The organism is Pontiella agarivorans, assembly GCF_034531395.1.
In the GTDB taxonomy this organism is placed as follows: Bacteria; Verrucomicrobiota; Kiritimatiellia; order Kiritimatiellales; family Pontiellaceae; genus Pontiella; species Pontiella agarivorans.
This window is the reverse complement of sequence record NZ_JARVCO010000004.1, coordinates 1-21,000: the sequence shown is the minus strand read 5'-3', so window position 1 is coordinate 21,000 and position 21,000 is coordinate 1. Positions and strand designations below refer to the sequence as shown.

The following is a 21,000-nucleotide window of genomic DNA, read 5'->3' as shown; positions in this document are numbered from 1 at the left end:
ATGAAGGTAATCCATATATGCCAGCGGGACGATCCGGACTCCGGAGGATCACTGCGTGTCGCAGAGGCTCTGGGCCTTGAACAGCGGGCCGCTGGGGTCGATGTCTGGGTGCTTTTTTTGTATGGTCCCCGGTCTCATGTATGCGAAGAGTTCAAAGACCGGGCCATTTGTCTGAATCTGGATTCTTCAAAACAGGCCTTTCGTGGTGTTCGGAGTTTCTGTTCGACGATTCGGAAGGTGAATCCGGATATTATTCATTCCCATGACGGCATCATCTGGCCGCGCCTGGCGATTATGCAGTTCCGTATTCCGGTGGTGATGCATTCGCATCTTCCGTTGCGCAGTAACGACAGTGGCCTGGGACGTTTTCTGGTGAAACATACGACGAAACTGCTCGTCGGCATTTCCCTGCATACGATCGATTCCTGGGTGGAAGACCGGTTTCCGCCGTCTCGGATTCATTATGTGCCTAATGGGGTGGATTTCCAACGCTTCAAGCTTGTGGCACAAAGTGAAAAGAAGGATCTGCGGAAAAAACTGAATCTGCCGGAGCATAAACGTATTCTACTGTGGGTTGGGCGCGTTCATCGCAGCATGAAAGGATCAGATCGGGTTGAGCGTGTGGCCCGGTTGCTCCCGGATGACACGATTTTGGTGGTGGTTGGAAATGGACCGGAGTATGCGGGGATGCTGGAGCGCTGCAGTGCGGAGATTACTGCCGGACGTTTGATTATGGCAGGTTCCTGCAGTATGCCGGAAAACTACTATAAAGCCGCTGATGAGTTTCTCTTTACCTCTTACCACGAACCGTTCGGTTTGGTCATTCTTGAGGCGGTTGCATCAGGATTGCCCATCACCGCTTTTCCCGTAACCGGTGGAGGCGGAGCCGTGTGTCTGCTCCAGGAGTTCGACGCCTTGATGCTGGAAGACGATGCTGCGGATGACATGCTGACCGCGATGTTGCAACGATCGGAAGAGCGTTCGGCACAGGTATTGGAACATCGGGCCCGGGCTTTGGAAATTTTTTCTTGGGGCTCCATCGTAGCGAGCGTGATGGATGTGTACAAAATTGCTTTAATTAGAAAACTTTAAATATAGTGAATATACTCTCTTACATTCATATCCATAGACTTCCCAACCCTTCCGGTGTGGGACGTGTTATCGATCAGTTATTGAAGACGCATGCTGAAAAATTCCCGGCGGCCCGGCACCGTATGCTGGTTGAAAGGGGGTTATACGATGATGTGTACAGAAAGCTGGATACGTTCTGGAAAAAGGCCTCATTTATTCCGTATTCACGTTCTACATCCTGGCAGCAGGCTGGCTGGATCTGGCGTAATAAACCCTTTGCTGAGCAGTATTGGGATGAGGTCGATGTGGTCTATTGTCCGGCAGAGTCCTATGTTCCGACACGGAAGGCGAACCTGGTCTGCACAATACATGATGTGGCGGGCTTTGAGGAATCCCTCTATCCGCAGACGCTCAGCCGTCGTCTGCATTGTCGCAAATGGCGTTTTTTGTTCGGTAGTATGGCCCGGCATGCAGATGCGGTCATTACCGTTTCCGAATTTTCAGCTTCGCGTATTGCCCATTTTTTTCCGGCCTTGGAAAAAAAACTTAGGGTGGTTTACAATGCACCGCATCATGTGTTCGGAACGGCTACGACTGAGGAATTGCAGGGGGACGTGAAGACGCTGAGCGGAGGGAAGCCCTATATTCTGGTGCCCGGAGGTTTATCGCTGAGAAAGAATGCGGAGCTTATCCTCAAATCAGTTCCGCTTCTTGCGAAGCGTTTGCCGGGAGTCCGGCTGATTATTGCCGGGAAAAATGAACAGCCCTATCTCGGTCAGCTGAATGCTTTGAATGCGGACAATATTACATTGGCCGGCTATGTGTCGGATGAGTTGCTGAATGTTCTGTATCAGGATGCAGCGGCGGTATGGTTTCCTTCGCGTTATGAAGGGTTCGGCATGCCGGTCATTGAAGCAATGGTTTCCGGAGCTGCGGTCGTGGCCAGCAAGGTGGCATCGATTCCTGAAGTGGCCGGAAAGGCGGCCCTGCTCTGTGACGTGGATACCCCCGGGGAACATGTTGAGGCCCTGCAGTCGCTGCTTGAATCCGATTCGGCACGGAATGAGCTGAGAGAGCGGGGGCTGGAGCAGGCCGGACAGTTTACCTGGTCGAAATCCGCTCGAAAACTCGAGGATATTTTCCGGGATGTTGTGAATTGATGATTGTTATTTGTGATACCAATGAAATCTGGCGGGAAAAACCGTTTGCTGCTCTGGCTGAAAGGGCCGAAGTGCAGGGGGTTGCTCCTGCCGACTGGATGGTTGCCCGCAAGCGCGGGTGGCCGGAATCGGATAATAAACTGGATATTTTTCCGGTGGTCTTACCGCCAGGCTGGGCTTCCAGAACGGCTTGGCTGGGGCAGCGCATGCTCTGGCGGAAGATTCAGAAACAGTGCCCGGATGTAGAGACCCTGGTGGTTACCAGTCCCCATTATCTTCCGATGTTGGATTATATTTCTCCGGACATAAAGACCATCTATTACGCTTCTGATGATTACCGGAACTACGATGGATGGGACGCCGTCGTGCGGCAGGAAAAGCAATTGGTTCAGCGGGTGGATCATTCATTTTTTGTTTCGGAAGGTCTGATGAATCGGGCGCAGCGCGAATATGGAGTTGAAGCCTCGAAGCTTTCCGTGAGCATGAATGCAACGGAATCTCGTTTTTTTCAGGATGACCCCATGCAGCCAGCTCAGCCGCCACTTGAAGGTCTCGAACGCCCGATTGCGGGGATTGTCGGCGGGATTAACGAACGGCTGGATTTTGAACTGCTTATAGCATGTGCGCAGTTGCCGGAGCTGGGGACGTTGCTGTTGGTGGGACCGCTGACCGGTAATTCCTCTTCCGGTTTGAATAAACTGCTGGAGCAACCGAAATGCAGGGCGGTCGGTGCGCAGCCGCATGAGATGATACATCAGTGGTTCCAATGTCTGGATGTCGGACTGGTTCCTTATGTCGAAAGTGAGTTCAATCATTTCTGTTCTCCGATGCGTCTGTTTGATCATCTTGCGAGCGGAGCCCCGGTGATTGCGACGGAGGCCTGTGATCAGGTACAAAAATTCAGAAGCCATGTGCAAGCGGCCGGGAACCACACGCAATTTATCGAGCGCTTGCGATGTGCATTGGCTTCCGGTGACAGGCCGGGCCGTATCGAAGGCATCACCTGGGCCGATCGCGCTGATGCCATGTTGAAGGTGATGGAGGGGTTACGTCGTGATTAAAACGTGTATCTGGATGAATATTCCATCGCACTATCAATCCGCATTTTTCCAGGCTTTGGATGCCCGTGATGATGTCGATTTAAGCGTGGTGTATTTTAACGGGGCTTCATCGGATCGGGCGGCCGAAGGCTGGAATTCGGGGCATGAGCAGAAAGCCTATGAAATTTTTGCGGAAGGGAATACAGAACCGCAAAAACAGGTGGAACGGGTTGAGGACTGGTCTAACCGGGTGCACATCATCTGTGGCTATTTCAATGAAGCGCTGATCGATTTTTTCTGTAAAAGGGACGTGCGCTGGTGCCATTGGTCTGAAAAGCCGGGAATTCGTTTGGCGGAGCTGCTGGGATATCATATGTCTCTCTTTCGCCTGTTGTATCCGTTTCAACTGTTGGCTAAACGTTCTTACGGTGCGCGAATTCGCAACTATGCTCTAGGGGCATTCGGGCAGGGGCATTTGGCAAAAAGTGCTTTTCAGCGTATGGGCGTTCCGGCAGCAAAGACCGCTGATCTTTACTACTCGCCGGGGCCGCTCTCGCCGGCTGAGCCGTGCCGGCAGATGATGGATTTTGCCGCCGGGCGGAAGATCTTTCTTATGGTCGGGGCTTTGTGTAAACGCAAAGGCATTGATGTGCTGCTTAAAGCATTTTCACGAATTGAAAACAACCGGGAGTGGTGCATTGTTTTCTGCGGCTTAGACAAAGCTGACGGCGCTTATAAGGCGCTTTCAGAGAAACTGGGTATTCAGGATCAGGTGCTTTTTCTCGGGGCTTATCCGATTGAACGTATTTCTGAAGTGTATTGTGCGGCGGATGTGTTTGTGCTGCCTTCGCGCTTCGATGGCTGGGGTACGGTTTTCAACGAAGCGGCGTCGCTGGGGGTTCCACTCATTGGAACCGATCTGTGCGGGGGATCATGGCATTTAATCCGGGAGGGCCGGACCGGGTACCGGGTCCGTGCCGCGTCAGCAAAATCGATGAGTGATGCATTGCGCAAATACATCAATCATCCGGCTGATGCTGAAGTGCATGGACAGGCTGCGAAAGCGCTGTTTTCTGCTGAATTTACTCCGGCTCGAAACGCTGAGCGTTTTGTCACTAGCCTGAAGCTATGGGGAGCACAATGAACGTTTCGGTTTTAACCACCAGCTCGCGTAAGGCGGGCGGTTTGTTTTATTCCGTCCGCTGGCTTTCAAAGGCTTTGGCGGATGAAGGCTGTGTTCCGGAAATTTTCAGTCCGGAGGATGAATATTCAAAGGAGGATCTGCCGGTTTGGGATCCGCTGAAGGTGGCGCTTTACCAGGCTGCCGGACCGATGCAAACTTCTCTTCAATTGCGCAGGATGCTGAAGGCATCCGGAGCAGATCTGATTCATCTGCATGGAATCTGGATGGATAACCAATGGGCGGCGATGCAGTACCAGCGGAAAAATGATGTACCGGTAGTGGTTTCGCCGCGCGGCATGCTGGATCCGTGGGCGGTGCAGAATTCCGCCTGGAAGAAAACGCTGGTGGAGGCCCTGTTTGCAAAGAAAGCGTTGCAGGAAGCGACTTGTATTCATGCGTTATGCCGATCAGAGGTGGATTCCATTCGGGCGTATGGCCTGACAAACCCAGTTGCTTTGATTCCCAATGGCGTTGAACTGCCTGAGCCGGGACGTTTGCCGCCCATTGCAGACCGGAAAACGATTTTGTTCCTCGGCCGGATTCATCCGAAGAAAGGAATTGCGGAACTGCTGGAGGCCTGGAGCCGCTTTCGTGGCGACTGGAAATTGTTGGTCGCGGGCTGGGATGACGGAGGGCATAATGAAGGACTTCAAGCGAAAGCGGCTACCTTGGGGCTGAAAAATATTGAATTTATCGGACCGAAATACGGCGAAGAAAAGGACGAACTGCTGCGCAGTGTGGATGCGTTTATTCTTCCGTCTTTTTCCGAGGGACTTCCGATGTCCGTGCTGGAGGCCTGGTCGTACGGTCTGCCGGCTGTGATTACGGATTTCTGTAACCTGCCTGAAGGATTTGAATCCGATGCCGCAGTTCGGATTGAGCCTCGGGCCGATTCGATTGTCCGAGGCCTGGAAACGATGGCAACAATGTCCGATGAGGAAAGAGCGGCAATGGGCTCGGCGGGCCGTTCTCTGGTGGAGGAGAAATTCACCTGGTCGAAAATTGCTGGAAATATGCGACGGGTTTACGATTGGTGTCTGACGGGAAAAAATCCGCCCGAGTGTTTGGAGCTGATATAGGTCGACCATGATTTTTAATTCGTTAACGTTCCTTGTTTTTTTTGCAGTATTTCTTGCGCTTTATGCGGTTCCGTTTAAATGGAAGGTGCATAAGGTTATTCTGCTGATCGCCAGTTATTTGTTCTATATGGCGTGGAATCCGCCGTTTGTTTTGCTGTTGCTGATTTCAACCGGGGTGGACTGGTGGGCGGCCAAACGAATTGCCCGTGCGGAATCGCAGGGCATGCGGAAGCTGTTTCTGGCCTGCAGTCTCGGGGTAAACCTCGGGTTTCTGTTCTTTTTCAAATATTCGCCGATGTTGATGGAAACTCTGAACGGGGTGCTGGGTCTTGTCGGCATTGAAATGGTGTTGCCGCGCTGGTCGATTATTCTGCCGATGGGGATCTCATTTTACACGTTTCAGACGCTTTCCTATACTCTGGATGTATATCGCAAAAAAGAGCTGCCTTCTGATTCGATGCTCGATTTCGCGTTATACGTCACATTTTTTCCTCAGCTGGTGGCCGGACCGATTGTCCGTTCGAATGAATTTCTGCCTCAGCTGCGGCAGCGTCCGGTAATCCGGCCGTTCATGGTCTCCTGGGGGATTGTCCTGGTGGTTTTCGGGCTGTTTGAAAAGATTGTACTAGCCGATACCATCATGGCACCGGTGGCCGACTCGGTCTTCAGTTCCGCGGGCGAGGCGGGATTCCGCTCCGCGTGGATGGGGGTGCTGGCTTTTACGGGGCAGATTTATTTTGATTTTGCCGGATATTCCACCTGTGCCATTGGTATTGCGATGCTGATGGGTTTTGAACTGCCTGACAACTTTCGGGCGCCCTATGGGGCGCTGGGATTCGGAGATTTCTGGCAACGCTGGCATATTTCGCTTTCATCGTGGTTGCGTGATTATCTTTATATTCCATTGGGTGGAAATAAGAAGGGGAGCAGAAGGACGTATGCCAACCTTTTTGTGACCATGTTACTGGGGGGGCTCTGGCACGGGGCAAACTGGACGTTTGTTTTCTGGGGAGGACTGCACGGGGCCTATCTGGCCATTGAACGTCCGTTCCGAAAAAAACTGGAATCAGCGGCGGCGAAATCGCTTTTTTTCAGAATCGGCTGGATGTTCGGAACGCTGTTTCTGGTCATGCTGGCCTGGGTTCCGTTTCGTGCGGCCTCGTTTGGGGATTGCTCTACGCTGCTGAAGGCCATGTTCGGTTTTGCGCATGGAACTCTTTCGGTTCATTGGTTCAGTGAATTTATGGTGGTTGGACTGGCCGCAGTCCTGTTTGTATTCCACGGCCTGATGAAAAATCACCGGTTGGAGCACATCGGCAGAAAGATGCCGATGCTGCTGGTGGCGGCGGCTGTCGTGTTTATGGTGTTGATGATAATAATGTCCCCGGTGAGTGATCGTGCCTTCATATACTTTCAATTCTAATACTTCCGTAGGCCGCCATCCTTCGCATCTGGATGGAGGGCGTTTTGTGCTGGCGGTTCTGGTTCTGCTGCTGTTGGCGGGGGGCGGTCTGGAGCTGCTCTGGCGCTCACGGGGATATCATCCGGTTGCATCTGATACGGCGAATCTATGGGGGCTGCACGTCGATAAAGTGTCGAAACTGAATTCCGATGCGCTGGTTATCGTGGGCAGTTCGCGCGTTCAACTCGGTCTTGATCCGGCTGTGCTGAAGGAAAATCACGGGTTTTCCGAAGTGGTGCAGCTGGCCCGGGCGGCGGGATCGCCGGTTCCGGTGCTCGAGTATATTGTCAACCAAACTGATTACCGCGGGACGGTGCTATGCGGAATAACGCCCGGTGTTGTATTTGATGAGCTGCAGCGGCAAAGAAAGCCGTTGGAGGCCGCATTGGCGCAACGTGAAAACCGCCCGTTTTATGCTCCGCTGGAAGAACGCTTAATCTATCGCATACAGTCTGTTCTCTGTCTGAACAACACCACTCTTTCGTGGAAACTGGCGGGAAATGGTCTGGTGCGCGGAAACTGGCCGAACAAAACCTATGCCGCATTTCATCCCAGTCGATATATCGCGGCCGACTATTCCAGATGTGATGAGCTCGATTCGTTGCTCGACGGCTTTGCTGATATGGTCGCGTCGGGTGCTCCGATGAAGGACGGAAGTCTGAAGAAGCTGGTTAATCATGTGGCCGCATTGGCGGATCGGTTGGAAAAACGCGGTGGGAAGCTGGTGTTAATACGCATGCCGTCGTATGGAAAAGTCTACGAGGTTGAATGCCGAGAATATCCCAAAGAAAAATACTGGGCGGCGTTTAAACAGCGGTTTGGTGATCGGGCCATTCATTTTACAGATTTGGAAACCGCCATGGGGACCCCGTTCGAATGTCCGGATGGCAGTCACTTGGATTATCGCGATGCAGAGCGGATATCGAAGGAATTAGGCAGGTGGATCAAGTGAGCGGACTGGATATCAGTGAAAACCGAAAAGCACAGAAGTATTCGCCGGTGATACAAATTCGGCGAGTGCTGTGGGGCTTCGGAAAAGTGGTGTTCAGGCTGATTCCTCGTCCGTTCTATGCACCGCGCCGGATGATTCTGCGGGTCTTCGGGGCCCGGGTGGGACACCATGCAAATATTGCGAATACGGCTACCATCTATTTTCCCTGGAATCTTGAAATCGGGGACTGGTCATCAATTGGCGAACGGGCGATGATTTATAATCTGGGAAAAGTAACTATCGGTGAACGGGCGACGGTATCGCAGGGTGCGCATCTGTGTGCGGGGACTCATGATTTTTCAGATCCGGCCACGCCGCTGCTGACACCGCCTATTACCATTGAATCACAGGTGTGGGTTTGTGCTGATGCATTCATCGGGCCGAATGTGACGGTGGGTGAAGGGGCGGTGGTCGGTGCCCGGGCGGTTGCGGTTAAGAATGTTGAAGCCTGGTCGGTTGTTGCTGGAAACCCGGCGGAATTTATAAAAACACGCGAATTGAAACAGGTAAATTGAGATGGCTGGCGTATCGGTTCTTATTCTTACAAAAAATGAAGAGATCAATATTGAGCGGTGTATCCGTTCCGTTTCCTGGTCGGATGATATTGTGGTGTTTGATTCATTCAGTGATGACCGGACGGTTGAATTAGCGGAGCAGCTTGGAGCCCGGGTAATCCAGCGTAAATTTGATAACTGGTCCGCCCATCAGAACTGGGGCGTGGAAAATATTAAATTCAAGCATCCCTGGGTTTACTATACCGACGCGGATGAAACCTGTGATGATCAACTGCGCGATGAGCTGTTGGCACTGGAGAAAAACGGGGAATCGTTTTCAGCATTTCAAGTGCGGCGGAAAGACTATTTTATGGGGCGCTGGCTGAAACGGTCACAGCTCTATCCAACCTGGATTACCCGGGTATTCCGGCCGGAAAAAATCCGGTATGAACGGCTGGTGAATCCGGTTGCCACAGTGGCCGGTGAGACGGGAAAACTCGATGGGCACATTATCCACTATCCGTTTTCTCATGGCGTCGGCCATTGGTTTGACCGGCATAATAAATATTCTCAGATGGAAGCGGCGGACCTGGTTACGGAGGTTGCCGAAAAAATTAATTGGGCTGATTTTTTCTCCAGAGATGCTGCAGTGAAAAGACGGGCGCTTAAAACACTGGCCTATAAAATGCCGGGCCGGCCGGTTTTAATGTTTATGTATCTTTATTTTTTCCGACTGGGTCTGCTCGACGGGCTGCCGGGGCTTCGCTATTCGATCATGCGTTCGATGTATGAGTATATGATCGATCTGAAAGTGGTCGAATATCGTTATACAGAATCTGAAGGGAAAGGATCTACACTTTGAAAGTTTTGGTTACAGGTGTGGCGGGGTTTATCGGGTCGAATGTGGCGCATGCACTGCTGGATGCGGGGCATGAGGTGGTCGGGATTGATAATTTTAATGATTACTATCCGGTGGCGATCAAAGAGATGCGGCATTCGGCATTGGAAAAAAGAAAAGGGTATATCGGCATACGCGGTGATTTCTCTGATCTGGATCTGATGAATGAGCTTTTCGGAAAACATCGGTTTGAGCGGGTCTGTCATCTGGGGGCTCAGGCCGGTGTGCGATATTCGCTGGAAAATCCGCATGCATATGAACAATCGAACCTGGCCGGGCATCTGAATGTGTTGGAATGCTGCCGTAATTTTAATGTGTCGCGGCTGGTCTATGCCTCCAGTTCCAGTGTGTACGGAGGTAATAAAAAAGTGCCTTTTTCGGAAAGCGATCCGGTGGATCATCCGGTGAGTCTCTATGCCGCAACCAAAAAGGCCAATGAATTAATGAGCCATGCTTATACCGACCTTTACGGTTTTCAAACCATTGGTCTTCGTTTCTTCACCGTATACGGGCCGGCCGGCCGGCCGGATATGGCCTATTGGTTGTTCACCGATGCGATGCTGCAGGGCCGAGCGATTAAGGTGTTTAATCACGGCGACATGAAACGTGATTTTACCTATATCGATGATGTGGTGCAGGGCGTATCGGGAGCGCTTTTTGCCGAGGGGCTGGATCCGTATGAAATTTTCAACCTCGGGAATAATCAGCCGGAACTGCTGATGGATATGATCCGCTATCTGGGTAAAGCACTCGATATTGAGCCGCAGATGGAAATGCTTCCGATGCAGGCGGGCGATGTGCCGGTTACCTATGCGGATATCGGAAAAGCGAAAATAAAACTGGGCTACAATCCCTGCACAGATCTGGAGAGTGGATTGGAAAAATTTGTAAGCTGGTATAAGGACTGGAAGAAATCCTGATGAAATTTTCGGTGATTACAGCGACCTACAATTGTGAGGCGAGTATCCTGGATACGGTGAAGTCGCTTCGGGAACAGACCATTCCGCGGGAGGATATTGAATGGATTCTGGTGGACGGCGGTTCAACGGACCGGACGTTGGAACTGATTGAAGCGCAGGATTTTCATCCGGACCAGTGGGTTTCGGAAAAGGACAACGGAATTTATGATGCGCTCAATAAAGGGGTGCGGATGGCGACGGGCGATTTTGTCGGGTTTCTGCATGCAGACGACATGCTTGCAGGTCCTGGGATTTTATACCATATCGGCTGTGCCCAGAAGAATTCCGGTGCGGATGCGGTGTATGGTGACCTGCAGTATGTACGCCCGCTGGAGCAGGGCGGTTTCGGCATTGTACGCCACTGGACCAGCGGGATCTATTTCCGCCGAAAACTGAAGTGGGGCTGGATGCCGCCGCATCCGTCGCTGTATTTAAAACGGGAAATATATGAGCAGGCCCGGCTTTCGAACGGAGAGTATTTCGATACCTCATACACCTGTGCGGCGGACTATGATTTTATGATGCGCATTCTCGGAAAGTATGAAGTGGAACCGGCTTATCTGCGGATGGTTCTGGTGCAGATGCGTGTCGGAGGAATCAGCAACCGCAGTCTGAAGCATATCATTACCAAATCCAAGGAGGACTGGCGGGTCATTCGTGAGAATAAAATCGGTGGGCCTCATACGCTGGCCTGGAAAAATTTAAGTAAACTGCAGCAGTTTTTCAGACGTTGATACGCGGCTGCTTTTGTAGGGTTTTAATCTATGATGAATTCACTGCTTCCTATTGCTGATACCCCACCGAAATATGATTCTGTTGCAGCATGGCTGAATGCCGGTTTTCAATCCGGAGGCGAGGCTGCTGCACTGGTTTTTGAAGGCGAGGTATTGTCCTGCTCCGAACTGGATATGTTTTCTAATCGCATTGCAAACTATCTGGTGGAGCAGGGGGTCCCGTCTGGCGGGCGGGTTGGAATCTGTCTGGACCGGTCCATCGAGCTTATTGCGGTGCTGATCGGTATCCTCAAAGCGGGAGCGGCCTATGTTCCTCTTGATCCGGCTTATCCGAAAGACCGGTTAAAGATGATGCAGGAAGATGCGCAGCTGTCGGGGCTGGTGGTGCATGAGGAACACGCGGATCTTTTTGATCAGCCGCTGGTTTGGGAAGAGATTGAAGAGGGGGTCGGGCGGGCTCCTGCTTTGCCGTGCGGCCGTCCGGTGTTGCCCGATCAGGCGGCGTATATCATTTTCACTTCGGGGTCAACCGGTCGGCCTAAAGGAATTGAGATGCCGCACCGTGCGCTGGCGAACCTGATCGAGTGGCAGCTTGAGCGGGAAACATTTAAGCCGTCGACCCATGTTCTGCAGTATTCCAGTATCAGTTTTGATGTTTCTTTTCAGGAAATTGCGACCACGCTGGCTTCGGGCGGAACGCTGTATCTGATTTCCAATGAAGACCGCAAGGATCCCAGAAAACTGCTGGGCCAATTGATCGATCAGCAGATCGGCCGGTTGTTCCTGCCCTATGTGGCGATGCGAAGTATGATTGAGGCGGCGCATGTAACAGGTATGTATCCTGGTGATTTAAAGGAGATTATAACGGCGGGGGAGCAACTTCGGGTTGATCAGTCTGTCCGTGATTTCTTCGCGCAGATACCGGGGGCATCTCTGGATAATCAGTATGGGCCGTCCGAAACGCATGTTATTACCGGGGAGCTTTTAACCGAAGATCCCGCCGGCTGGCCGGATCTTCCGGCGATTGGTAAACCCGTTAAAAACTGCGGGACGGTGATTCTGGATGAACAGATGAATCCGGTTAAAGAGGGGGAAGAGGGCGAGTTGTATCTGGCCGGGCGAAACCTGGCTCACGGATATATCGGTCGGGAGGATTTGACGGCTGAAGCCTTTATTCTGAATCCGTTTCAGGTCCCTGAACGCCCGAGACTCTATAAAAGCGGAGATCTGGCAAAATATAATGCCGACGGTTCTATCGAATTTCTGGGACGCCGGGACCATCAGATAAAAATTCTCGGGCACCGGATCGAGCCCGGGGAAATCAACAATGCCATTGCCCAGCGGGATGAAGTCGGGCAGTGCCTGACTCATGCCTTTAAAAATGAGGAAGGGGTCTTGAGGCTGGCTTCCTATTATACGCGAAAAGCTGGTGCATCCATTTCATATGCGGAACTGAGAGCGCACCTGGATTCGAAGCTTCCGGATTATATGGTGCCGGCTTTTCTCATCGAACTTGATGAGCTTCCCTATACCCCAAGCGGTAAAGTGGATTTAAAATCGTTGCCGAAACCGTCCATAGAAAACAGCCGTTACGCGCAGGAGACGATCAGCTATGCCTCCGATACGGAACGCGAATTGGCGGAAATATGGGAGGGGCTGCTGGGCCTGAAAGGTATTCCGGTTTCTGCGGACTTTTTTGAACTCGGCGGCGATTCTCTGCGGGCTGTTACTCTGTTTTTAAAAATTCAGCAGCGGTTTGATCAGGAATTCCCGCTGGCGACGCTGATGCATGCGTCGACGATCGGGGAGTTGGCCCGCCTGATTGATGGCGAGGCTGACGGGCCTGACCTTTCGGACTTCCGAGCGTTGACGCTGGTTCAGAAAGGGGTGGATGGAGAGATCCCCATGTTTCTGGTGCACGGCGGCCAAGGGAATGTTTTGGTTTTCAATGAACTGGCCCGTCAGCTTGGCCGTCAGCAGCCGGTTTTCGCATTTCAGTGGCCGGGATGGGACGGATTCCGTGGAGATGCAGATGTGATCCGGCTGGCTCGCCTGTATGTGGATGAGCTGAACCGATTTTATCCCGAAGGTGGAATCCGGCTGGGGGGATATTGTATTGGAGGCCTTATTGCCGTGGAGATGGGCCGGATACTGAGAGAGCAGAACAGAACGGTGCTGTCTCCCTTGTTTGTTTGGGATTCGCCTAATCTTGCTGCTGCCAGCTATCGGGCTGAAGAGCCTTGGGACAGCGCAAAGACCATTGATGATTTCAACCGGATGAAAGAGGCCCTTAAACAGATTCGTATGGATACGGATGTTGATGGTTCAAATGTGCCTCAGTCAGATTTTAAACCGCCTTCCGGCCGCGGAGCGGCAATTCGGAAAATTCCAGGGTTGATTTCTGTTTTGCGGATGGGGAAGTCTTTGCGGAAAACGAAAAAAGAGCTTCCTCGCCGTATTATGGTGGCGCGCATTCTGGCCAGCGGCGGACCTCTTCCCCACGAGGAACGGGCGGAGTATTGTCTGGACTGTATGGTCAAAGCAGTGAAAAGGCATCGAGGCAGTCCATTTCCGGGGGATGTCCTCTATTTCAGGTCGGATTGTGTGGTGTCGCAGTATTTCGGACTGTCCGGCTGGTGGGAGGATCCATTTCTTGGTTTCGGCGAGCTATGCGGTGGATCATTCCGCGGCTACGCAGTCGGGGGCGGGCATACCGATGTACTGGATATTCCGGAAATGAGCGCAATTGTAAGGCAGGCTCTTCAGGGTGAAGATTAATGAGGGCTCTGTTTTTCAGATTCCTTCTTATAAGTTATCTTTCGGGACTTGTTTTTTTTGCCTTCAAGCCGTTTCGGCTGATTCCAGGCTTACAATATTCCTCGCGCAATTCGGCGCTTGAAGATCGTCGGGCTGCTGTTCTGTTTCGGGAGCATCTGAGAGAGGTCGATGAGCTGAGTCTGTTGATTCAGCTCAAGCCGGGGAACGTAATGCAGGCGGGTCCGGCCCGGATTGTTACTTATTCGCGCGATATACTGCATCAGAATTTTATGGTGGGTCAGGCCGGGAGGGATTTGGTGTTCCGGTTGCGTACAACGACAACAGATCATAACGGGATGAATCCTCATCTTGTAGTTCCCGGCATTTTTACTGCAGGGAAACAGCTGTGCCTGGTGCTGACATACGACGGAGCAGTTAGCCGCCTGTTTGTGGATGGTGAGTTTTACAGCGAATCCCCCTTTAACGGCGGCACGTTTGATAACTGGGGACGAAATCATATGTTCGCGATCGGAGATGAGATTCCCGGAGGGCGTCCGTGGACTGGGGAGGTTGCCCGGGTTGCGGTGTATAACCGCGTACTGACCGCTGAAGAAATCGGTGATGCAATCGGCGGGGAATTTCCGGAAAGTTCTGTCTATGCGTACTGTGAAAAAGGGCGGGCTTTGAAGTCGCTGCGTTATCGGAATCTGTTTGTTAGCCATGATTCTGTTTACAACGGACATGACGTTATTGCGAATATTGCGGGGTTTATCCCATTGGCGTTTCTTTTCTTTTTTTCTTTTCCAGTAAGCATACAAAAGCACAGGGCCCTGTCCGTATTCTCTCTGCCGTTGTTTGCGGGGGCGCTAATCAGCGCCTTTTTTGAGTTTAGCCAGCGTTTTGTTGAAGGTCGGGTGCCGTGTCTGACGGACTTGGCATATAATGTGTTAGGAACTATAATCGGCTGTATTTTATTGCTGATTTATATGCGCAGTTACAGAGTTGTTTTATAAGGAAACAGGAGAGAAAAAATGAGAATTATTATTGTGGGTAATCTGGGCTATATCGGTCCGAGTGTGGCGGAACAATTCCGGGGGAGTTTGCCGGATGCGGAACTGATCGGTTTTGATATCGGATATTTTGCGCACAGTCTGAGCAATGCGGCTTATTCTCCTGAGACCCTGTTGAATAAACAGATTTACGGCGATGTCCGTACATTTCCCGAAGAACTGTTGAGCGGTGTCGATGCGGTGGTCGACCTGGCCGCGATTTCAAACGATCCCATGGGCAACGAGTTTGAAGAGGTTACCATGGATGTGAACTATCGCGCCGCGGTCCGCCTGGCGAAAATGTGCAAGCAGGCCGGAGTGAAAAATTTTGTTTATGCTTCGAGTTGCAGTATGTATGGCGCGGCGAGTGAATATGCAAAGAAAGAGGACGATGAGCTTAATCCTCTGACGGCCTATGCGCGCTCCAAAGTGGCGGCGGAAAAAGAACTCGAACCGCTGGCCGGCGACGGATTTACGGTCACTTGTCTGCGTTTTGCGACCGCCTGCGGTTTTACGAGTCGGTTGCGTCTGGATCTGGTGCTCAATGATTTTGTGGCCGGAGCACTGGTCAACAAAGAGATCGGTATTCTCAGCGACGGCACGCCGTGGCGTCCGATGATCAATACCAAGGATATGGCGAGGGCATTTGAATGGGGAGCCATCCGGGAACCGGAAAACGGCGGGGCCTTTCTGGCGGTGAATACCGGTTCCAATGAGTGGAATAATCAGATCAAGCCGCTGGCTGATGCCGTGGCTGTACAGATTCCCGATGCCAGAGTCAGCACGAATCCGGATGCGCCGCCGGATAAACGTTCGTATCGCGTAAACTTCGACCTGTTCAAAAAGCTTGCTCCCGATCATCAGCCGCAGTGCGATCTGGAAAGTACGATCTGTGAACTGAAGGATAATCTTGAGGCCATGGAATTCAACGATCCGGAGTTCCGGACATCCCAGTTCATTCGCCTCCGGGTGCTGGCGCGTCACATGGAACAGGGGCGGCTGAATAAAAATCTGGAGTGGGTCCGATGAAACATACAGCGTGTCCCAACTGCGGAAAAAAGGATCTGGAGGAATTTTTTACGATTCCGAATGCGCCGACGCAGAGCCTCGTAACGATCAAAAACCGCGAAGAGGCGCTGGCAATTCCCCGTAAGGATATTGTGCTGACCTTCTGCAATTCCTGCGGGTTTATTTTTAACGGCGAGTTTGATACCTCGATTGATTACTACACGCAGGGCTACGAGGATCAGCAGGGATTTTCGCCGACGTTTGTAAAATTCATCACCGAAGTTACAAACCGGGTCATTGACCGCTACGATATCCGCAACAAGCAGGTTATTGAGATCGGCTGCGGTAAAGGGGACTTTATCCGGCTGCTGAGCAAGCTTGGAAACAACCGGGGTGTCGGGATTGATCCGGCCTACGTTCCGGGGCGCGGGGAAGAGGTCGAAGGCGTTCGTTTTATCAAGGAGTTCTATTCTGATAAACATGGCGATCTTCAGGCCGACCTTATTACATGCCGCCATACTATGGAGCATATACATGATACCAAGGGGTTCATGGAAACGGTGAAGTCATCGATCAAAGAGGCCGATCCGGTTCTATTCTTCGAGGTGCCGAGTATTGTTCGTATTCTCGATATTCAGGCCTTTTGGGATATCTTCTATGAACACTGTACTTATTTCAGTCCGGGATCACTGGCCCGCCTGTTCCGTCAGACGGGCTTCGAAGTGCTCGATATGTATCTTGAATACGATAAGCAGTATCTGTTTATCGAGGCAAAAGCGGCGGACGGTATTTCAGAAAAGGTCCATCCCTTGGAAGAATCCATCGAGGAACTGAAGGCAAAAACAAAACATTTTGTTGAACAGATCAATATTCAGCTCGGTGAATGGCGCGAGCGGCTTTCCGGGTTTAAAGCGGAAGGGAAAAAGGTCGTGGTCTGGGGCGGCGGCTCTAAATCGGTCGGATTCCTTACGCAGTTTGCGGACCTTGATGTGATTGAGCATGTCTGTGATATCAATCCGCATATGCAGGGGAACTTTATTCCGGGCATTGGAAAACAGTATGTGGGTCCCGACTTTCTGGAAGAGTATAAGCCGGATGTGGTGATCGTCATGAATTCGGTCTATATGAACGAAATTCAGAAAGATCTTGCCGGTCGGGGACTGCATCCGCAGATGCTGGGACTTTAAGACTGATTATTTGAGGGGTATCGACGGTGAAGTTCACATTTCAACTTGCGTTGATATGCGCAGTCTTTTTTGCGATGCAGGCTGTTGCTGCTGTATTCGGAACGGGAACCAACCAGTTCTCCATCGAATTTGCTGTTATCGGGATGACGAACAATCCTGCGGATAACTCCGGTTTCGGTGCGGTGGATTATGAATACCGAATCGGTCTGCACGAGGTGTCGGTCGATCAGTTTATGAATGCCTGCGCTGCCGATCCCCGCATTGCAGATGGCGGGGAAGATTATTGGAACGACGGTGTCCGGAACTGTGGTTCCGGGGCTCCGGCGAGTTATGTCTCCTGGTATGAAGCGGCCCGGTTTGCCAATTGGCTGACGAGCGGGGATGCATATTCCGGTGCATATCAGTTCGATACCAACGGGGTGCTGGTTGCTGTCAATCGTTCAGCGGTTGCTTATCCGGTTGTCTATGTGCTGCCGACGGAGGATGAATGGTATAAGGCCGCTTATTATAACCCGGATAACAGTGGGGACTACACGCAGTACAGCAGCGGAACAGATGCTGCTCCGCCGCGAGGTACAAACGGCTGGAACTATGCCGATTGGCAGTGGAATACCGAAGAAAATCATTTTGATAAGTTTTTCGTCAAAGAGGGCCCCGACTATATGTGGCCGGGGGGGACCGGAGCGCCGGAGCAGAACGGAACCTATGATATGAACGGCAATATCTGGGAGTGGATGGAGAGTGCTCATGACGGCACGCTTGATGTTATGGACGAAGGACGGGTGATCCGTGCGGGTTCTTACGAAGACAACAGTTCCCACATGACCGCCGGTAACCGTCACAATGCATTTGCCCCCGAGATAGAGCATTCTTTGGTGGGATTTAGGGTCGCGGCCGTTTTATCAGGGCAGTTCCAGTTAACGGTTTCTGCGTCTGGCGGCGGTTCTGTGAATCAGACCAATGGCTGGTATGATGCCGGGACCAATCTGGTGCTGGAAGCAGTTCCCGACGCCGGCTGGCTTTTTACGGAATGGACCGGCAGCGTGACGGGCGGGTATGAATCCGCTGTTACAAATGTCGTGATGGATGAAGATAAAGTCATCGAGGCTCATTTTTCGATAGATGCGGACGGGGACGGCTTGCTTAACAGTAATGAGCTTGTGCTGGGAACGTCGCCGCGAGACCCCGACAGTGATTCAGACGGGTTGCCTGATTTGTGGGAGGTGGTAAACGGGACGGATCCGATGGTGGATAATGCGGGAGATGATCCGGATCTGGACGGACTTTCCAATATGCAGGAATACCAGGCCGGCACGGATCCTTTTTCTGCCGATTCGGACGGCGATTTGATGCCGGACGGCTGGGAAATAGCGTATCAGCTTAATCCGTTAAGCACCAATGCGCTGGCGGATGCGGATGCGGATGGTGCACCGGACCTGTATGAATTCGCCATGGGGGGCGATCCCACCAACGCTGTGGATGCCGGTATGGAGCCCTACTATCAGGTTATCTATGAAAGCGGCACAAATCGGGTGGAGTATCTTCATGTTCGGCGTGTGGGCGCAGCGCAGGTGCTGAGCTATAGAGTGGAATGGTCGGAGGGGAATGTCTGGACCAATGCCGGTGTGTCTGTGTCCGGGATCATGGATCTCGGGAATGGCTTTGAACGGGTGAGCAACCGGATCTCTCGGCTCATTTCGTCCAATCTGTTTGTGCGGCTGTCAGTTGAAGGCGGCAGTAATACGGTTTTTTCCTCTGTTCTTGAAATTTCCGCATTGGAGGTGTGGGCAGGTTCGTTTGGTTTATACGGAGCGGATGCGGCCTCTGAAGCGGATTCCGATGGTGACGGATTGAGCAATGCCAATGAATGGAAGCTTGGAACGGATCCTTCGGTCTCGGATGGCGATGCGGATGGTGACGGGCTGTCTGCCCTTCAGGAATTTAATCTGGGAACCGATCTGAACAATCCTGATTCCGATTCCGATGGCCTTTCCGATTATGAAGAAGTGGTGAATGTTGTCGCCTGGGGTGATAACTATTACCGACAGACCGTTATTCCTGCTCATTTTCAGAGTGTTGTTGATATTGCGGCCGGTGGAATGCACGGCATCGGATTGTCCGGCGCTGGTTTGGCTGGATGGGGAGATGATTTACATGGACAGTCTTCCATTCCTACGGGCATTTCCAATATTGTTTCCATTGCTGCCGGGGAGGCGCACAGTCTGGCAGTGTGTTCGGACGGTACCGTTGCCGCGTGGGGGAATAATGATTCCAGCCAATGCAATGTGCCGTTGTCTGCAACAAATATCACATTTACGGCCGGGGGGGCTGCGCATAGTCTTGCATTAACCTCAAATCTTTCTGTGATGGCCTGGGGGGATAATTCATGCGGTCAGTTGGAAATTCCGCTTTCTGCGCAGAATGTATCCGCCATTTCTGCCGGAGATAATCATAATCTTGCTCTGTTGCAGAATGGTCGTGTGGTGGCCTGGGGAGACAATGCCGACGGAGCATGTGATGGGCCGGCGTCGGTTTCCAATGCGGTTGCTGTTGCTGCAGGCGGCGGACACAGTCTTGCTCTCTTGCAGGATGGTCGTGTGGTGGCCTGGGGACTGGATAATTTCGGACAGTCGAGCGTGCCCGCCGGACTGACCAACGTAACTGCTATTGCAGCAGGGAAATACCACAGCCTCGCCATTCAGGATGACGGACAGGTGATTTCCTGGGGCAATCCGTTCTATGGACTGCCTGATGTGCCGGAAAGAGCTAAATTTGCATGCTCGATTGATGCGGGCCGGCAGTTCAGCGTTGCGCTGGTGAAAAAAACAGATCCGCTTGATCCGGACGGAGACGGCGATGGTCTGCTGGATGGTGACGAAGTTAATGTACATGGAACCAGTCCGCATATTCAGGATACAGATGAAGACGGTCTGACAGACGGAGATGAAATCGAAGTTTATGGAACCAGCCCGGTTTCGGCTGACAGCGATAACGATCAGCTCCCGGATCTCTGGGAGGTGGAGACCGGTCTTGATCCATGGGTTGATGAGGCCTCGCTGGATATGGATGAGGATGGGCTGACCTGTCTTGAGGAGTTCGCTGCAGGCACGGATCCGTTCGATCCGGACGGTGACGATGACGGCCTGTCCGACGGTGAGGAGGTATCGCTCTATGGCACGGATCCCTGGAATGATGATTCCGACGGGGATGTATTACCGGATGTTTGGGAGATTCAGTTTGCTCTCGATCCGCTGACGACCAATATGCTCGGCGATGCCGATGCTGACGGTCGGACAGACCTTTATGAATTTGCCGTGAATGGAGATCCGGTCAATCCGGCCGATGCGGGTTGGGTTCCGTTCTTTGTAGTCGCCGATCAGGGGGGATCGAATCGGGTGGGGTATGTTTACCTTCGTCGTTCAGATACCGGAACTTCGGGGCTGGATTATTTCGTGGAATGGTCGCAGGGCGGCGGTTCGGTTGAGGAATATGGCGTTTTGGAGAATGGATTCGAATCCGTCACGAACTGGTTCAGTGATGTTTTTCTTTCAAATATTTATGTGCGGCTTGCCATATCGGCAGAAGGATCAACGGTCTATACGGACATGCTGGAAATTACGCCGATGGACATGTGGGCCGGCGGATATGGTCTCTATGGGGTCGATGCACAGCCGACGGCGGACCCCGACGGCGATGGCCTGGATAATGCCGCGGAGTTTTCCGCCGGAACTTCCCCCGAGCTGGCGGATACGGATACAGATGGTCTTCCGGATGACTGGGAGCTGGATGCGGGACTTGATCCGTTGCAGATCCCTTCCGCTGCGGATCTGGATGGTGACGGGCTTTCAAACTCCGATGAATTTATTCGGGGTACGGATCCGCTCGATGCGGACACGGATACGGATGGACTTCCGGACGGCTGGGAAGT

At 52.2% G+C, this 21,000-nt stretch carries 16 protein-coding genes; all 16 read left to right on the top strand.

Going from position 1 to position 21,000, the window contains the following annotated elements; translation table 11 throughout:
- Window positions 1–1,092: a glycosyltransferase family 4 protein gene (locus tag P9H32_RS03835; protein ID WP_322607549.1), complete on the top strand. Its 1,092-nt coding sequence runs from the start codon at window positions 1–3 to the stop codon at window positions 1,090–1,092.
- Window positions 1,093–1,244: 152 nt separating this feature from the next.
- Window positions 1,245–2,231: a glycosyltransferase family 4 protein gene (locus P9H32_RS03830; RefSeq protein WP_322607548.1), complete on the top strand. Its 987-nt coding sequence runs from the start codon at window positions 1,245–1,247 to the stop codon at window positions 2,229–2,231.
- Entirely contained in the window at window positions 2,231–3,292 is a 1,062-nt protein-coding gene (locus P9H32_RS03825) for a glycosyltransferase family protein (RefSeq protein ID WP_322607547.1), read from the top strand. Before P9H32_RS03830 ends, P9H32_RS03825 begins: the two co-directional genes overlap by 1 nt.
- Window positions 3,285–4,415 (top strand): glycosyltransferase family 4 protein, encoded by a 1,131-nt coding sequence (locus tag P9H32_RS03820; protein ID WP_322607546.1) that lies wholly within the window; start codon window positions 3,285–3,287, stop codon window positions 4,413–4,415. Before P9H32_RS03825 ends, P9H32_RS03820 begins: the two co-directional genes overlap by 8 nt.
- Window positions 4,412–5,533, top strand: a complete 1,122-nt coding sequence (locus P9H32_RS03815) for a glycosyltransferase (protein ID WP_322607545.1) — start codon at window positions 4,412–4,414, stop codon at window positions 5,531–5,533. Before P9H32_RS03820 ends, P9H32_RS03815 begins: the two co-directional genes overlap by 4 nt.
- Window positions 5,534–5,618: 85 nt before the next feature.
- Window positions 5,619–6,956: an MBOAT family O-acyltransferase gene (locus P9H32_RS03810; RefSeq protein ID WP_322607544.1), complete on the top strand. Its 1,338-nt coding sequence runs from the start codon at window positions 5,619–5,621 to the stop codon at window positions 6,954–6,956.
- On the top strand, window positions 6,931–7,947 hold the full coding sequence (locus tag P9H32_RS03805; RefSeq protein WP_322607543.1) for a hypothetical protein: 1,017 nt from the start codon (window positions 6,931–6,933) through the stop codon (window positions 7,945–7,947). The genes P9H32_RS03810 and P9H32_RS03805 overlap by 26 nt, the downstream gene beginning before the upstream one ends.
- On the top strand, window positions 7,935–8,501 hold the full coding sequence (locus P9H32_RS03800; protein WP_322607542.1) for an LbetaH domain-containing protein: 567 nt from the start codon (window positions 7,935–7,937) through the stop codon (window positions 8,499–8,501). The genes P9H32_RS03805 and P9H32_RS03800 overlap by 13 nt, the downstream gene beginning before the upstream one ends.
- 1 nt (window position 8,502) lies before the next feature.
- Window positions 8,503–9,342 carry a glycosyltransferase family 2 protein gene (locus tag P9H32_RS03795; RefSeq protein WP_322607541.1) on the top strand — a complete coding sequence of 280 codons (840 nt, stop codon included), beginning with the start codon at window positions 8,503–8,505 and terminating at the stop codon, window positions 9,340–9,342.
- A complete protein-coding gene (locus P9H32_RS03790; protein WP_322607540.1) occupies window positions 9,339–10,298 on the top strand; it encodes an NAD-dependent epimerase/dehydratase family protein in 960 nt (319 codons plus the stop codon). Before P9H32_RS03795 ends, P9H32_RS03790 begins: the two co-directional genes overlap by 4 nt.
- Window positions 10,298–11,071 carry a glycosyltransferase family 2 protein gene (locus P9H32_RS03785; RefSeq protein ID WP_322607539.1) on the top strand — a complete coding sequence of 258 codons (774 nt, stop codon included), beginning with the start codon at window positions 10,298–10,300 and terminating at the stop codon, window positions 11,069–11,071. The genes P9H32_RS03790 and P9H32_RS03785 overlap by 1 nt, the downstream gene beginning before the upstream one ends.
- Before the next feature lie 30 nt (window positions 11,072–11,101).
- Complete coding sequence (locus P9H32_RS03780) at window positions 11,102–13,849, top strand: amino acid adenylation domain-containing protein (RefSeq protein WP_322607538.1); 2,748 nt, start codon at window positions 11,102–11,104, stop codon at window positions 13,847–13,849.
- Window positions 13,849–14,841, top strand: coding sequence for a VanZ family protein (locus P9H32_RS03775; RefSeq protein WP_322607537.1), 993 nt, complete (start codon window positions 13,849–13,851; stop codon window positions 14,839–14,841). The genes P9H32_RS03780 and P9H32_RS03775 overlap by 1 nt, the downstream gene beginning before the upstream one ends.
- An 18-nt stretch (window positions 14,842–14,859) precedes the next feature.
- Window positions 14,860–15,906 carry an NAD-dependent epimerase/dehydratase family protein gene (locus tag P9H32_RS03770; protein ID WP_322607536.1) on the top strand — a complete coding sequence of 349 codons (1,047 nt, stop codon included), beginning with the start codon at window positions 14,860–14,862 and terminating at the stop codon, window positions 15,904–15,906.
- On the top strand, window positions 15,903–17,072 hold the full coding sequence (locus P9H32_RS03765) for a class I SAM-dependent methyltransferase (RefSeq protein WP_322607535.1): 1,170 nt from the start codon (window positions 15,903–15,905) through the stop codon (window positions 17,070–17,072). Before P9H32_RS03770 ends, P9H32_RS03765 begins: the two co-directional genes overlap by 4 nt.
- Before the next feature lie 26 nt (window positions 17,073–17,098).
- On the top strand, window positions 17,099–21,000 hold a 3,902-nt coding region (locus P9H32_RS03760), incomplete at its 3' end, for an SUMF1/EgtB/PvdO family nonheme iron enzyme (protein ID WP_322607534.1).